Source organism: Streptomyces tritici, assembly GCF_048500665.1.
Lineage (GTDB): Bacteria > Actinomycetota > Actinomycetes > Streptomycetales > Streptomycetaceae > Streptomyces > Streptomyces tritici.
On record NZ_CP183183.1, the window covers coordinates 320,834 to 334,160 of the forward strand.

Sequence of the window (13,327 nt, forward strand, 5' to 3'; positions counted from 1 at the left end):
TCACTCAACCGGCCAGGTGTGCACCGGCGCGTTCAGATGCATGAAGTCGATGTACTGCTGCGTCATCCGGCGCAGCGCCTCGTGCCGGTTCAGGTGGTGGATGTCGTGGAAGTGGTGGAACATCTCCGACTGCCACGACGCCCCGTTGCGTCCGGTCACGCAGCGCTGCTCGATGATCCCGAGCAGCGGCTCGCGCCAGGCCGCGTCCATGCCCAGGCGCTCAAGCCCGCGTTCGGCCAGCGGCAGCAGCCGGCGCAGCACCAGTTCCGTCACCGGGACTTCGCCGGTGCCGGGCCAGTACAGATGGGCGTCGATGCCGTGCCGGGCGGCGGCGTGCAGGTTGTCCTCGGCGGCCGAGAAGGACATGCGGGTCCACACGGGCCGGTCCTCGTCGACCAGGGCGCGGACCAGGCCGTAGTACAGGGCGCCGTTCGACAGCACGTCGGCCACCGTGGGGCCGGCCGGCAGCACCCGGTTCTCCACCCGCAGGTGCGGGACGCCGTCGACGACGGCGTAGACGGGGCGGTTCCAGCGGTAGACCGTGCCGTTGTGCAGGGTGAGTTCGGCCAGTCCCGGGATCCCGCCGTTGTCGAGCGTCTCCTTCGGGTCCTCGGGGTCGCAGAGCGGCAACAGGGCCGGGAAGTAGCGGGCGTTCTCCTCGAAGAGGTCGAAGACGCTGGTGATCCACCGCTCGCCGAACCACACCCGGGGACGCACCCCCTGCACCTTCATCTCGTCCGGGCGGGTGTCGGTGGCCTGCTCGAAGAGCGGGATGCGCGTCTCGCGCCACAGCTCCTTGGCGAACAGGAACGGGGAGTTCGCGGCCAGCGCCACCTGGACGCCGGCGATCGCCTGGGCCGCGTTCCAGTAGTCGGCGAACTCGTCGGGTGACACCTGCAGATGGAACTGGGTGCTCGTGCAGGCCGCCTCGGGGGTGATCGTCTCCGCGTAGGTGCGCAGCCGCTCCACGCCGTCGACCGAGATCAGCAGGTCCTCGCCGCGGGCGGCGAAGATCTGCTCGTTCAGCAGGACGTAGCGGGGGTTCTCGGAGAGCGACTCGGGCCCGACGTCGGCGAGGTCGAGGGTGGGCAGGATGCCGATCATGACGAGGTGCGCGCCGACCTCCGCGGCCTTCGCCTCGGCGTGGTTGAGCGCGTCGCGGATCTCCCGCTCCCAGGAGTCCGGGCCGCCCGCGGTGAGCCGGCGCGGCTCGATGTTGATCTCCAGGTTGAACCGGCCCAGCTCGCTCGCCCAGGCCGGGTCCGCGATCGCCTGCAGCACGTCCGTGCTGCGCATGGCCGGTTCGGCGGCGCCGTCCACGAGGTTGAGTTCGATCTCCAGGCCGACCTGGGGCCGCTCGAAGTCGAAGCGGGCGTCGCGCAGCATCCGGGCGAGCGCGTCGAGGCACGCGTGCATCTTGCTCCGGAACTGGCGACGGTCGTCACGGGTGAACACCAGAGCCGGCACATCGCGTCCCATGCGGCCTCCCGAGTCTCGGTCCCCTCGGCACGAAGCTCACCTTCAGCCTGCCACTCCGGACCCGCCCTCGCCTGCGGGGGCCTCGCCCGGCTGCGGGCTCAGCCGTCCGACGACGGAGCCTTGGGCTCCAGCCGGACGCAGCAGTGACCGGGGCTCGGCGCGAGACGGGCTTCGTAGCCGTCGTCGTCCAGCCCTTCCAGTACGCCGCGCAGCAGGTGGAGGTTCATGCCGCACACCGTCTGCGTGTGCTCCCGGGCCAGCGCGTGGAAGGGGCAGTTGCCCAGGACGACGGCCTCACCGTCGTGGCGCGGCTCGAACCCGCACTTCTCGAGCAGGGCGAACACGCCGGTGCCGGGGCCGTCGGCCAGCCCGGCGCCCCAGGCGTGGGCTCGGCGGTGCAGCACGTCCCGCACCGGCTCGCCCGTCGCCTCGGACTCCTCCAGCGCCTGGGCCAGGAGGCGTCCGGGCAGCTCGTAGTTCCGCTCCGGCAGGCTGACGCTCACCTCCCGGCCGGAACGCCGGTACAGCTTGGCGGGCCGGCCCGCGCCCGGGCCGGTACGTCCGCTGCGCCGCTCGTAGACGACGTCGAGCAGCGACTCCTCGGCCAGGCGGTCGAGATGGAAGGCCGCGGTCTTCCGCGCCAGACCGAGCGCGGCGGCCGCCTCGTCGCGGCTGACCGGCGCCGTCTGGCGCACGACGTGCTCGTAGAGCCTGCGCCGGGTCGGCTCGTCGAGAGCGGCCACGGCCGAGACGCCGGGGCATGACGACATCGCACTGCGCGACTTCGGCCTCCTGCTCGGCGCGGTGGCCCTGGCCCGGCTCGCCCAGCGGGACCACGGGAGCGCCGCGCGGCAGCCGAACTGACGCGCGGCGTGCGCAGACCGGTGGGAACGGCCTCGGCCGTTCCCACGCGGCGCCCGTGCCGGACGGGCCGGAGGGAGACTCCTTCCCTGGGTTCCGCCGCTGGTACGAGGGACCTGTCGACTGTCAGGCGCGGCGTCCTTCTCCGCGGTCCTGGTCGACGTCGACGTCCTCGGCCTCGACCTCGATGCGCTCCTTGCGGACCTGACCGGTCACGGTCTCCTGCTCGGTGACCTCGTCGGTCTCCAGCCTGACCCGCTCCACCGGGACGGCCCGCGTCTCGACGACGGGCTGCTCGGCGTGCAGGGTGACCTCGTGTTCCGCCTCGGAGATCTCGGGGCCGGACAGAGCCTGGTCCACGTTGGCGTCGGTGATCGGCTCGCGTTCGACGCGGACCTCCTCGTGGCGGACCGGCACGGTCTGCTGGACGTCCTCGGTGACGACGTACTTGCGCAGCCGTACGCGTCCGGTCTCGACCCGCTCGGTGCCGACGTGCATCTGCTCCTCGGACCGGGTCATCGCGTCGTCCCCCGCCGCCGGAGCCGAACGCCCCATGCCGGCCTCCTCGGCGGTGAGGTCGCGCTCGGACCGGCCGGTCATGCCGGCGGTTCCCGCCATGCCGGCCGTGCCCGCCATGCCCGCGGCGCCCGCCGCACCGGTGGTACCCGTCATGCCGGACATGTCGGTGCCGGTCGTGTCGTCGGCGGTGTCGGCCTGACCGTGCGCCCAGCCGCCCTCGCCGGGCTCGTTGGCCCGCTGCCAGGCGTCGTCCCAGGCGATGCCGTAGTACTCGTAGAGGCGCTGCTCCTCGCTCGCGTCGAGGTGGCCCCCGCCGTCGACGTCGACGTGCGGCGCGCCCTTGATCCGGTCCTTGGGGTAGGGGACCTCCAGGTGGTCCCCGATCACGGAAGCGTCCTTGATCGGCACGAACGATTCACTGCTGCCGAACATGCCAGTCTTGACGGTGACCCATTCGGGCCGGCCGGTGACGTCGTCGACGAAGACGTGCTTGGCGTCACCGATCTTCTTTCCTTCGGTGTCGTAGACGGGATGGTCCAGCACGGTGGCGATCTGTTCCCGGGCGATCATGGTGACCCTCCTGACGCTGATGCGGTCACACCGCCACTAACCGCCTGAGGTGCATGAAAACGCGGAGAAACTCCCGAATTTGTTTGACAGTTCAGTCAAGCCTTCAAGTGCGGGGAACCGTCCGGGCGGGCGGGAGGCGACCCGGGCACCCGACGTGACCCGTGGCAGGCCCCTCACCGTTCGCTCGCGGACCAGCCGAGGAGGCGGGCGCCGATGACGGCGGTCTGCAGGGTGTAGCGGCTCGCGGGGTCGGCGGGATCGGCGCCGGTGAGCCGGTGGATGCGGTCGAGCCGGTACGTGACGGCCCGTACGGACAGACCCAGCCGGCGGGCCGCCCGGGCGGTCACGCAACCGGAGTCGAAGTACGCCGTGAGCGTCTCCAGAAGGGGTTCCGCACCGCCCCGGGCCGCCCTCAGAGGCCCGAGGACGCTGCCGACGAGGTCCTCCATGGCCTGCCGGTCCCGGCTGAGGACCGGGTAGACGAGCAGGTCCGCGGCGCGCAGGACGGGCGCGTCGAGGTCGAGGCGGTCGGCGAGTTCGAGCGCCCCGAGGGCTTCCTCGTAGGAGTGGACGACACCGCGCGGGCCTGGCTGGGGGCGGCCGATCGCCGCCTGACCGCCGCCGGTGGCGGCGAACGCCTGCCGGGCGAAGTACGTGAGGACGTCCTCCTGGTCGCCGGGGGCGACGCACACGATCCGCCCGCCCTTGGTCGTCAGCAGGACGTGCCGGTCGCCGAACCTGCCGATCATGGCCCGCTCCACCCGCTGGGCGACCGGGTCGGCCTCGCTGTACGCCTGCGGACCGCGCGCCACGGCGACCGCGTGCGCCTGCGAGAGCCGCAGCCCGAAACGCTCGGCCCGCTCCGCGATCCGCCCCAGGTCGCTGCGCCCGTACAGCAGGTCGTCGATGAACTCCCGCCGCTCCGCCTCCTCCTGACGTACCGCCAGTCGCTGCGCCCGCTCGAACCCGCCGGCGAAGGCGTCCACGGACTGCTCCACGACGGCCAGGAGGTCCAGCGTCGCCCGCCTCGACAAGGGCCGCTCCGGCCACGCCTCGCGGACCGCCGCCAGATGCCGGCCGATGAGCACCCGCAGGGCCAGCCCCTCGCGCGCGGCCCGCTCCCCCGCCTCCCGGCGCCGTTCCACCTCGTCCCGGTTGAGCCGCCGCCCGCTCGCCGCGACGTCCACGAGCAGCCGCTCGTACTCCGCCACGTCCCCGTCCTTCGTCATCTCTCCACCCCCGTCGAGCCGTTGCCGGCCTCGCCGCCGCCGGTGCGGCCGCTTCCCCACCCCGCACGATAGATCGTCGGAGCCCTCGGGCGGCCGCTCGCGGCGACGGGCTCCCGCAGACCGCACGAGCACGGCATCAAGAACGCATAAAGATTGCCGGATTCCGGCAGTGAACGCCCGCCCCCGTCCGTGCCACCATCCCGTCGGCGGCGGAAACGGCGGCGAAACGGACGCAGGAAGCGGGTGGCGCACATGGGATGGTTTCTCGGTCTCGGCAGTGCCGGCCTCGTGCTCCTCGTCCTGGCCCTCGTCCTCGACGGGGTGGTGGAGGGGGTCCTCGACGGCTTCGGCGGGGCGCCGGACGGGTTTCTGTCGCTGCCGGCGATCGCCGGGTTCGTGTCGGCCCTCGGGTTCACGGGGGCGATCGTGCTCGGGGCCACCGGTACGGGGGCGGGGGTCGCCGCCGGTGCGGGCGCGGTCGCGGGGGCGGGCGTTGCCCGGCTGACGTGGACGTTCGGCCGGGCGCTGACGCGCGACGGGGGCGCGTCCGCACCGCGGGGCGAGGACCTGACGGGAACCTCGGGCTCGGTGGTGACCGCCGTACCGGCGGGCGGCTACGGCGAAGTCCTGCTGCGACTCGCGGGCCAGCCGGTCAAGTTCGCGGCGCGGTCCGACGTGCCCCTGGCGCGCGGCACGGAGGTCTGGGTCGAGGCGGTGCTGTCGCCGACGTCCGTGGCCGTCCGCCCCGTCGAACGCTGACCGCCGCCACGTCCCCGACCCGCCCTCCTCATGGTCCGGTTCCGATCGAAAGGGGTTCTGTCATGAGCCCTGTGCTCCTGTCCGTCCTCGGCCTCGTCGCCCTGCTCGTCCTGCTGGGCCTGGTCGTCGTCTCGCGCTACAAGGTCGCGGGGCCCAGCGAGGCGTTCATCGTCACGGGCCGGCGCGGCAAGAAGTCCACCGATCCCGCCACCGGGCGGGTGTTCACCGACAACAGCGGCCAGAAGGTCGTGGTCGGCGGCGGTGTCTTCGTCGTGCCGTTCGTGCAGCAGAAGTTCAGTCTCGACCTGTCGAGCCGTCACATCCCCGTCGCAGTACGGGGCGCGGTCACGCTGCGCGGCGTCAAGGCCAACCTCGACGGTGTCGCGATCGTCAAGGTCGGCGGTACCGAGGACTCGATCCGGGCCGCGGCCCAGCGGTTCCTGATGCAGCAGGACGGCATCGTCGGCTTCACCCAGGAGGTGCTGTCCGGAGCACTGCGGTCCATCGTGGGCCGGATGTCGGTGGAGGACATCATCCGGGACCGGGCCGCGTTCGCCGGACAGGTCGCGGAGGAGGCCGAGGCCAGCCTCTCCGGGCAGGGCCTGGTGCTCGACGCCTTCCAGATCCAGGACATCACCACCGAGGGCTCCTACCTGGAGGACCTGGGCCGGCCGGAGGCCGCCCGCGCCAAGCAGGAGGCCGACATCGCCGAGGCCGTCGCGCGGCGCGCCGCCGAACAGGCCCGGCTCAAGGCGGAGGAGGAGATCGCCGTCGCGCAGCGGACCCTGTACCTGAAGCAGGCCGAGATCAAGGCGCAGACGGACGAGGCCGCCGCGCAGGCCAACGCGGCCGGTCCGATGGCCGAGGCCGCACGCCGGCAGGACATCCTGACGGAGCAGGAGAAGGTCGCCGCCCGCCAGGCCGCCCTGACCGACCGTCAGCTCGACACGCAGGTCCGCAAGCCCGCCGACGCGGCCCGCTACCGGGCGGAGCAGGAGGCGGAGGCCCGTCGGATCGCCCTCGTCAAGGAGGCCGAGGCCGACGCGGAACGGGCCAGGCTCACCGGTGAGGGCGAGAAGGCCCGGCGCGCCGCCCTGGCCGAGGCCGTCCGCATCGAGGGCGAGGCGCAGGCCGCCGCCATCGGGGCGAAGGGCACGGCCGAGGCCGAGGCGATGCGTCGGAAGGCCGACGCGTTCGCGCAGTACGGCGACGCGGCCGTGCTGCAGATGCTGGTCGAGGTCCTGCCCCAGGTCGTCGCCAAGGCGTCGGAGCCGCTGGCCGCCGTGGACAAGATGACCGTGATCTCGACGGACGGGGCGAGCCGGCTGACCCGGACCGTGACCGACAACGTCAGCCAGGGCATGGAACTCCTCACCGCCGCCACGGGCGTCGACCTCGCCGCACTCCTCAAGGACATCACCGGCAAGCAGCCGGCTCCGGAGCCCGCCCCGGCCCGGGAGCAGCGGAGCACGCCGGTCGAACTCACGGACTGACGCGTACGGGCCGCCCCGCGGTGCCCTCCGGTGCCCTCCGGGCTCCGGACCGCCTGACCTCAGGCCAGGGTGGAGATGCAGAACGGGTGGCCCGCGGGGTCCAGCAGGACCCGCCAGCGGTCCGGCGAAGGCTGGAAGTCGGGCAGGGTGGCCCCGAGGGCCAGCAGCCGGTCCTGGGCCGCGTCCAGGTCGTCGACACCCAGGTCGAGGTGGGCGCGCTTCTCCTGGGCGGGGTCCGGCCAGGTGGGCCGGCGGTAGTCGGCCAGCCGGCTGAACCCCAGGCCGGTCGCGCCCTCCTGGCCGAGGAAGACGAAGTCGTCGGTGGCGTACGCGACGGGCAGGCCCAGGGCCTCGCCGTAGAAGCGGCCCAGCTCGGCCGGGTCCGGGCAGTCGAAGGTGACGGCCGAGTAGCGGAACGCGGGTGCGGAGGTGTTCTCCGTGGTTTCCGTGGTCATGGCGAGGACCCTAGGCCGGGACCAGGACAGGTTCGGTCCTGGTCGTGTGGAACACTCCAGAACGTGATCGCCGCGTCCGCCCGCCTGCTGAGACTGGTCTCCCTGCTGGCCGCGAGGCCGTCGTGGACCTGCGGCGAGCTGGCCGAGCGGATGGCGGTCACCGACCGCACGGTGCGCCGGGACATAGCCCGGCTGCGGGAGATCGGCTACGCGGTCGAGTCCGATCCGGGGCCGTGGGGCGGGTACCGCCTCCGCGCCGGAACGCGCGTGCCGCCGCTGACCTTCGACGACGAGGAGGCGCTCGCCGTGGCCGTGGGGCTGCGCGAGGCCGCGCTCAGCGGCGCGCTCGGCAGCGACCAGGCCGCGCTCTCCGCGCTGCTGAAGCTGCGTCAGGTGCTGCCGCAGCGCGTCGCGCGCCGCCTCGCCGAGATGGACGACGCGTTCGTCCACACGCCGAGGCGCGACGAGCCGCAGATCAAGCCCGGCATGCTGCTGGAACTGGCCGTCGCGTGCCGCCGGGAGGAGCGGGCCCGGCTGTCGTACCGCGACCGCGAAGGGCGGGTCACGGTCCGGGACATCGACCCGTACCGTCTCGTCCACACCGGCCGTCGCTGGTACTTCGCGGCCAGGGACGTGGCGCGGGACGAGTGGCGTACCTTCCGGGCCGACCGGGTCGAGCGGCTGCGGCCGACCGGGCAGCCGGTGGAACTCGTCGACCCGCCCGACCCGGCGCTGCTCGTCTCGCGCTCCATGGCGGCCGGCGCCTACCCCCTCACCACGACGATCCGTCTCCCCCTGTCGATGGACGAGGCACTGCGCCTGATTCCGGCGACGGTCGGCGTCCACCGTCCCGCCGGCCCCGGCGCCACGATCGTCGAGATCGGCGGACCGGACGCGGAGGGCCTGGCCAAGTACCTCCTGAGCCTGGCCACTCCCCTGCGGGTCCTGGAGCCGGACACCGTGCGGGAGGCCCTGCTGCGCCGCACCCGGGAGCTCTTCGAGCTCAACGGGGACGACCGGTCCGACCCTCCATCCCTTTCCCCCGCACACGGCTGACCGGCTCGTTTATCCGACGTTCACGACGGCGTGCGGCAATGCACCCGGTCACGAACCCGAGAACGGGAGACGCGCGAACCGATGAAACGAATCACGACAGCGCAGGGAACCCGCCGCCTGCGGCGGTCGAGCCTCACCGTGGGCGTCCTCGCCGCCGCCCTCGTCGCCACGGCGACCCTCACGGCGCAGCCGGCGGCGGCCGGCGCCGGCACCACCGCCCCGGCCGCGAACGGCGTCCCGGCCGCGGCGACGGCGCCCGCCGACTGGGTGAGCGACTTCAAGGAGCCGGGCGTACGCATCCGGACCGGCCCGTATCTCACCGCGGGCGTCAAGGGCTTGGGCTACCCCGGGGACGGCGCGACGATCCACCAGGTCGTGAACGGCAGTTACGTCTCGTGCCCCCAGGGCGGCGGCACGAGCGAGTGGTACCTGCTGACCAACCGCCGCACGGGCGTCTGGGGCTACAGCAGCCTCTGCTACGTCTACTAGGCGTCGCCCGGCACCGGTTCCGGCAGGTGCCGTCCGGGCGGGTGCGGCCGGGGTTCACGGGCTCCCGTCAGCCGTGGGGTTCACCTGCTCCGGGGCAGGCGCTCAGTGCGGCGGCGGGAGCGGGTCCAGGGCGTTGCCGACGCTGCAGCCGCCCTCCCCCGGCATCCGCTGGATCCGGGACGGCGACCACACCTCGGTGGCGCCGGGGCGCACGCGGGCGAGCAGGCAGTCCTGCGGGTCGAAGCCGTTGCCCTCGACCGACAGGAGGACGCCGACCCGGTCGCCGTCCGCCTTCACCTCGGTCCGGATCGCCGGGTCCATGTCCAGGGCGGCGAGCGTCCGGCGCACCTCGGCCTCGTCCACCCGGCCGCCCTTCGGCACCCGGGGCAGTTTCGCGCGGAGCTCCTCGTACGGCAGCCGGGGCGGCGCGGGCGGCGGCGGGAACGTCAGCGGAGGGTTGTCCGGGCAGTCCACGTCACGCGGGTCCTGGCCCCACTCCGCCTTGGGCGACACCCGCAGCGAGAAGCAGCGCCGTACGACGACCTCCTCGATGTCGAACAGCCCGTTGTACGCCGAGCCGGACGTGCGGAGGACGACGTCGACGCCGTCCCCGTCGTGGGTCGCGGTGCCCGTGATCCGGAGCACCTCCACGCCGTCGATGCCGGAGGCGGAGCGGCCGACCTCCTCCGCCGTACGCGGGCGCTGGCTGTGGAGCCGCTCGCCCGCCTTCCTGGCCGCCTCCCGTGCGACGTCCGTCGCCTCGCCCGCGGAGGACTGCAGGACGCCGCAGCCGGCGGTGAACAACAACAGCGGGGCGAGCAGCAGCAGTCGGCGCATGCGCCCACCCTTCCGGCGCCGGACGAGGCGGACGACCGTTCACGTACTCAGACCTACGTAGGCGATCGTACTCAGTGGGGAGCGCCGGCGGGGCACCGCCTAAGGTGAGGGGACTATGCGACGTGTGGAGCGGGAGATCGCCGGTCACGACTGGCCGGGCATGCTGTGCGGGTGCGGCGGTCCGGCGGACCACGTGGCCCGGGATCTGCTCGCGCTCGCGGGCAGCGGGTCCGCGCGGGAACCGCGTCTCGTCAGCCTCGAGGAGCACGTCTGGTCCCCGGTGGTCCTGTGGGAGCCGGCGCCGGCGGTGACCTCCGTCGCGCTGGCGGCCCTCGCGGACGGCGAGGTCCCCCTCGCGGCCAGGGAGTGGTTCCTGGACCTTCTGCACTCCACGGTGGCCGGCGAGGGTACGGACGGGGAATCCGCCCGTCACGGCCTCGACCTTCCGGAGCTGTGCCGGGCCCGGGCCCTGGAGGGACTGTGGCTCCTCTACGAGGAGGTGACGGCGAATCGTTCCCTCGCCGCCGTCGGCTCCGCGTTCGAGATCCTCACGGTGATCGAACCCGACCGGGCCCGCCTGCAGCGCGTCCGGGAACTCGCGGCCGACTGGCTGCCCGTGTGCTGCCGAACCGGCCTGTGCGACGACCGACTGCACGACCTCGACGCCTGACTCCCCCGCCGGCGTCGCGACCGGACGGCGACGCGGGGCCTGCGGAACCCGCTAGGCGGTCGGGCGGCGCCTGCGCCTCAACTCGGCGAGCCAGGCGCGCACCTGTTCGTCGTCGTGCAGGTGGCCGCCGCTCGCGTCCGCGGGGAGATCGATTCCGTGGAGCAGGTTCAGCGCCCACCAGGAGAGGTCGTCCCGGACGAGCCCGTCCTCCACCCATCGCGCCGCCCAGCGATCGGCCTCGTCCCGGGACAGTCGGCCCGCGACGAGCGCGACGAATCGCTCCTCGATCTCGTCGAGCGTGGGCTTGATGCGGTCGTCCATGCCCCGACCGTACCGGGAGGGCGCGAGGCCGTGCCCCGCCGTGGGCACCGCCGCAGGGGTGCTGGCGGCCCTGGCGCTCGCGTTCGGGGCGGTGCGGTGCGCGCGCCCGGACGACCACGAGCGCTTCACCCGGCGTCTGGGCAAGCCGCTGTTCGCCGCCACCGTGATCGCCTCGGCCCTCGGCGGATCCCTCGCCCTGTGGTGGGAGCTCCCGTGGTGGACCGTGCCGCCCACGCTCGTACCGCTCCTGGCGTACGTCACCTGGCAGCTCCACCGGAACCGGCGCGCGGACGCCGAGGCGGGCTGACGGTACGACACTCGAGCCGCCGGCCGTCGCACGCGGAGCGGATCGGACCGGCCGTCGCGCGCGGGTGCGAACGGGCCGTCGTGCCGAGGTGCGTACCGGCCGTCGTACGGGGGTGCGGACCGGTCGTCGCGCGGGGTAGCGATGCCACATGCGTCTCGCCGCCGAAACCCTGTTGCCCGTCGACGCCTCGCTCGCCGTGGCGCTCGTCGTCCTGCTCCTCGTGGCCGCCGCGGTGGCCACGGTCTTCCGGCTGGGTCCGGACGGGTCCGCCGGGCGGGCCCGCGAGATCCTGACGGCCGGACTGCGGGCGACCGTGCAACTCGCCGCGGTGTCGGTGGTGATCGGCTGGGCCGTGCACCACACCGCGGCCCTCGTCGGCTTCCTCCTCCTGATGCTCGCCGTCGCGGCCCGGACCGCCGGCCGCCGCATCACCAAGAACCGGACCTGGTGGTGGGCGGCCCTGCCCCTCGCGGTCCCGGTGGTGCCGACGGTGGCCGGCCTCGTCGGGGCGGGGCTGCTGGCCGTGCCCGGCATCGCCATCGTCCCGGTGAGCGGGATCCTCATCGGCGGCGCCCTGACCGCGACGGTCCTCGCCGGACGCCGGGCACTGGACGAACTCGCCCAGCGGAACGGCGAGGTCGAGGCCGGCCTCGCCCTCGGGCTCACCGAGCGCGACGCACGGCTCGAAGTGGCCCGCGCCGCCACGTCGGACGCGCTGCTGCCGGCCCTGGACCAGACCCGTACCGTCGGCCTGGTCACGCTGCCGGGGGCCTTCGTCGGCATGCTCCTCGGCGGCGCTTCCCCCCTCATGGCGGGCGCGGTGCAACTGTTCGTGCTCGTCGCGCTGCTCGCCGTCGAGGCCCTCGCCATCGCCCTGACCCTGGAACTCGCCGCCCGCGGCAGGCTCCACCGGCGCGAGGACCACACGCGACAGGGCGTCACGTGATCTGGCTCACAACCTGTCACAACCGCGCAGCCGGCGGTGACTTATGGCCGAACCCTGCCAACGGAGGAGGCACCATGTCGGGAAACACGCAGGTCGTCGTGATCGGTGGCGGCTACGCGGGCGTGATGGCCGCGAACCGGCTGACGCGGCGCGACGACGTGTCCGTGACGCTGGTCAACCCGCGCCCGGAGCTCGTCCACCGGGTCCGCCTGCACCAGCTGGTCGGCGGCTCCGACGACGCGATCGTCGCGTACGAGGACGTGCTCGCGCCCGGCATCCGGCTGACGGTCGACAGCGTGACCCGGATCGACGCGGCCGCGCGCAGTGTGACCCTGGCGGCCGGCGGCACCCTCGCGTACGACTACCTGATCTACGCGGTCGGCAGCGGCAGCGCCGAACCGGACGTCGCCGGGGCGGCCGAGTTCGCCCACCCGCTCGCCACCCTGGAGGAGGCGCGGCGGCTGCGCGCGGCGCTCGACGCCGCGCCCGCGACGGCCCCGGTGACGGTGGTCGGCGCCGGCCCCACCGGCATCGAGACCGCCGCCGAGCTGGCCGAAGCGGGGCGCCGGGTGACCCTGGTCTGCGGCGGCGTCCTCGGCCCGTACCTGCACCCGCGGGGCCGGCGCTCGGTCGCGAAGCGGCTGGCCGCGCTCGGTGTGACGGTCGTCGACGGCTCCGGCGCGAAGGTGACGGCCGTGACCGCCGACACCGTGCGGCTCGCCGACGGACGTGAGCTGCCGAGCGAGGTGACCGTGTGGACCGTCGGCTTCGGCGTGCCCGACCTGGCCGCGCGCAGCGGGCTGAGCACCGACGCGGTGGGGCGGCTGCTCACGGACGAGACGCTGACGAGCGTGGACGACCCGCGCATCCTCGCGGCCGGGGACTCCGCGGCGCCGTCCGGCCTGCCGCTGCGGATGAGCTGCTTGAACGCCACGCCGCTGGGCGCGCGCGCCGCGGACACCGTGCTCAGCCGGCTCGCGGGCGAGGAGCCGGAGCACCTCCACCAGTCGATGTACGCGCAGTGCATCAGCCTCGGCCGGAACGCGGGCATCTACCAGTTCGCCAACAGGTCCGACGTCGCGGTGTGGCTGCACATCGACGACGCCCTGGGCGCCAGGATCAAGGAGATGGTGTGCGCGGGCATTCCCAAGCACCTGTCGGGAGAAGCGGAGAAGCCGGGCTCGTTCGGACTGCACCGCATTCCGGGCGGCGTCGCCAAGCGCCGCCAGTTGCTGCGCGTCCACCGCGCCGAGGCGCCGGCCACCGCCGGCCGGACCGCGTGACCGGTACGCGCGGCGAGGACCCGGCCGTGGACGGGCAAAAACGCTCCGAGGAG

15 protein-coding genes are annotated in these 13,327 nt (G+C 73.7%); 8 read left to right on the forward strand and 7 right to left on the reverse strand.

What is annotated here, in order from left to right:
- The 4 genes from ACNJ93_RS01520 to ACNJ93_RS01535 form a co-directional block, all read right to left on the reverse strand.
- Positions 1–1,479 (reverse strand): glutamate--cysteine ligase, encoded by a 1,479-nt coding sequence (locus ACNJ93_RS01520; protein ID WP_418955467.1) that lies wholly within the window; start codon positions 1,477–1,479, stop codon positions 1–3.
- Positions 1,480–1,577: 98 nt separating this feature from the next.
- A complete protein-coding gene (locus ACNJ93_RS01525; protein ID WP_418955468.1) occupies positions 1,578–2,249 on the reverse strand; it encodes a helix-turn-helix transcriptional regulator in 672 nt (223 codons plus the stop codon).
- 217 nt (positions 2,250–2,466) lie between these two features.
- Positions 2,467–3,429, reverse strand: coding sequence for a DUF2382 domain-containing protein (locus tag ACNJ93_RS01530; protein WP_418955469.1), 963 nt, complete (start codon positions 3,427–3,429; stop codon positions 2,467–2,469).
- Between the two features lie 173 nt (positions 3,430–3,602).
- On the reverse strand, positions 3,603–4,658 hold the full coding sequence (locus tag ACNJ93_RS01535; RefSeq protein WP_418955470.1) for a PucR family transcriptional regulator: 1,056 nt from the start codon (positions 4,656–4,658) through the stop codon (positions 3,603–3,605).
- 252 nt (positions 4,659–4,910) lie between these two features.
- Between ACNJ93_RS01535 and ACNJ93_RS01540 the strand changes: the two genes are divergently transcribed.
- Both ACNJ93_RS01540 and ACNJ93_RS01545 read left to right on the forward strand, forming a co-directional pair.
- The gene (locus tag ACNJ93_RS01540) at positions 4,911–5,417 is read left to right on the forward strand and encodes a hypothetical protein (protein WP_418955471.1); all 507 of its coding nucleotides are present in this window, start codon (positions 4,911–4,913) and stop codon (positions 5,415–5,417) included.
- A 62-nt stretch (positions 5,418–5,479) separates the two neighbouring features.
- A complete protein-coding gene (locus ACNJ93_RS01545; protein WP_418955472.1) occupies positions 5,480–6,910 on the forward strand; it encodes a flotillin family protein in 1,431 nt (476 codons plus the stop codon).
- Positions 6,911–6,969: 59 nt separating this feature from the next.
- On the opposite strand, the gene ACNJ93_RS01550 is transcribed toward ACNJ93_RS01545, so the two are convergent.
- Positions 6,970–7,365, reverse strand: coding sequence for a VOC family protein (locus ACNJ93_RS01550; RefSeq protein ID WP_418955473.1), 396 nt, complete (start codon positions 7,363–7,365; stop codon positions 6,970–6,972).
- Between the two features lie 63 nt (positions 7,366–7,428).
- On the opposite strand from ACNJ93_RS01550, the gene ACNJ93_RS01555 reads away from it, so the two are divergent.
- Positions 7,429–8,421, forward strand: a complete 993-nt coding sequence (locus ACNJ93_RS01555) for a helix-turn-helix transcriptional regulator (protein ID WP_418955474.1) — start codon at positions 7,429–7,431, stop codon at positions 8,419–8,421.
- Positions 8,422–8,502: 81 nt separating this feature from the next.
- Positions 8,503–8,910, forward strand: a complete 408-nt coding sequence (locus tag ACNJ93_RS01560) for a hypothetical protein (RefSeq protein WP_418955475.1) — start codon at positions 8,503–8,505, stop codon at positions 8,908–8,910.
- Between the two features lie 102 nt (positions 8,911–9,012).
- Here the strand turns inward: ACNJ93_RS01560 and ACNJ93_RS01565 are convergent, their stop codons facing one another.
- Positions 9,013–9,747, reverse strand: a complete 735-nt coding sequence (locus ACNJ93_RS01565) for a translation initiation factor IF-2 (protein WP_418955476.1) — start codon at positions 9,745–9,747, stop codon at positions 9,013–9,015.
- A 115-nt stretch (positions 9,748–9,862) separates the two neighbouring features.
- On the opposite strand from ACNJ93_RS01565, the gene ACNJ93_RS01570 reads away from it, so the two are divergent.
- Positions 9,863–10,417 (forward strand): hypothetical protein, encoded by a 555-nt coding sequence (locus ACNJ93_RS01570; RefSeq protein WP_418955477.1) that lies wholly within the window; start codon positions 9,863–9,865, stop codon positions 10,415–10,417.
- Positions 10,418–10,468: 51 nt separating this feature from the next.
- Here the strand turns inward: ACNJ93_RS01570 and ACNJ93_RS01575 are convergent, their stop codons facing one another.
- Positions 10,469–10,738 carry a hypothetical protein gene (locus tag ACNJ93_RS01575; RefSeq protein ID WP_418955478.1) on the reverse strand — a complete coding sequence of 90 codons (270 nt, stop codon included), beginning with the start codon at positions 10,736–10,738 and terminating at the stop codon, positions 10,469–10,471.
- Between the two features lie 40 nt (positions 10,739–10,778).
- On the opposite strand from ACNJ93_RS01575, the gene ACNJ93_RS01580 reads away from it, so the two are divergent.
- From ACNJ93_RS01580 to ACNJ93_RS01590, 3 genes are all read left to right on the forward strand, one after another.
- Positions 10,779–11,045: a hypothetical protein gene (locus tag ACNJ93_RS01580; protein ID WP_418955479.1), complete on the forward strand. Its 267-nt coding sequence runs from the start codon at positions 10,779–10,781 to the stop codon at positions 11,043–11,045.
- 148 nt (positions 11,046–11,193) lie between these two features.
- A complete protein-coding gene (locus ACNJ93_RS01585) occupies positions 11,194–11,991 on the forward strand; it encodes an ABC transporter permease (protein ID WP_418955480.1) in 798 nt (265 codons plus the stop codon).
- A 74-nt stretch (positions 11,992–12,065) separates the two neighbouring features.
- Entirely contained in the window at positions 12,066–13,274 is a 1,209-nt protein-coding gene (locus ACNJ93_RS01590; RefSeq protein ID WP_418955481.1) for an NAD(P)/FAD-dependent oxidoreductase, read from the forward strand.
- Positions 13,275–13,327 lie beyond the last annotated feature (53 nt).

What these genes read in the sequence shown, in the direction of transcription:
- ACNJ93_RS01520 (WP_418955467.1), bottom strand. Translation starts at nt 1,479, where the DNA reads ATGGGACGCGATGTGCCGGCTCTGGTGTTCACCCGTGACGACCGTCGC.
- ACNJ93_RS01565 (WP_418955476.1), bottom strand. Translation starts at nt 9,747, where the DNA reads ATGCGCCGACTGCTGCTGCTCGCCCCGCTGTTGTTGTTCACCGCCGGC.
- ACNJ93_RS01530 (WP_418955469.1), bottom strand. Translation starts at nt 3,429, where the DNA reads ATGATCGCCCGGGAACAGATCGCCACCGTGCTGGACCATCCCGTCTAC.
- ACNJ93_RS01560 (WP_418955475.1), top strand. Translation starts at nt 8,503, where the DNA reads ATGAAACGAATCACGACAGCGCAGGGAACCCGCCGCCTGCGGCGGTCG.
- ACNJ93_RS01575 (WP_418955478.1), bottom strand. Translation starts at nt 10,738, where the DNA reads ATGGACGACCGCATCAAGCCCACGCTCGACGAGATCGAGGAGCGATTC.
- ACNJ93_RS01545 (WP_418955472.1), top strand. Translation starts at nt 5,480, where the DNA reads ATGAGCCCTGTGCTCCTGTCCGTCCTCGGCCTCGTCGCCCTGCTCGTC.
- ACNJ93_RS01540 (WP_418955471.1), top strand. Translation starts at nt 4,911, where the DNA reads ATGGGATGGTTTCTCGGTCTCGGCAGTGCCGGCCTCGTGCTCCTCGTC.
- ACNJ93_RS01550 (WP_418955473.1), bottom strand. Translation starts at nt 7,365, where the DNA reads ATGACCACGGAAACCACGGAGAACACCTCCGCACCCGCGTTCCGCTAC.
- ACNJ93_RS01590 (WP_418955481.1), top strand. Translation starts at nt 12,066, where the DNA reads ATGTCGGGAAACACGCAGGTCGTCGTGATCGGTGGCGGCTACGCGGGC.
- ACNJ93_RS01585 (WP_418955480.1), top strand. Translation starts at nt 11,194, where the DNA reads ATGCGTCTCGCCGCCGAAACCCTGTTGCCCGTCGACGCCTCGCTCGCC.
- ACNJ93_RS01570 (WP_418955477.1), top strand. Translation starts at nt 9,863, where the DNA reads ATGCGACGTGTGGAGCGGGAGATCGCCGGTCACGACTGGCCGGGCATG.
- ACNJ93_RS01535 (WP_418955470.1), bottom strand. Translation starts at nt 4,658, where the DNA reads ATGACGAAGGACGGGGACGTGGCGGAGTACGAGCGGCTGCTCGTGGAC.
- ACNJ93_RS01525 (WP_418955468.1), bottom strand. Translation starts at nt 2,249, where the DNA reads ATGTCGTCATGCCCCGGCGTCTCGGCCGTGGCCGCTCTCGACGAGCCG.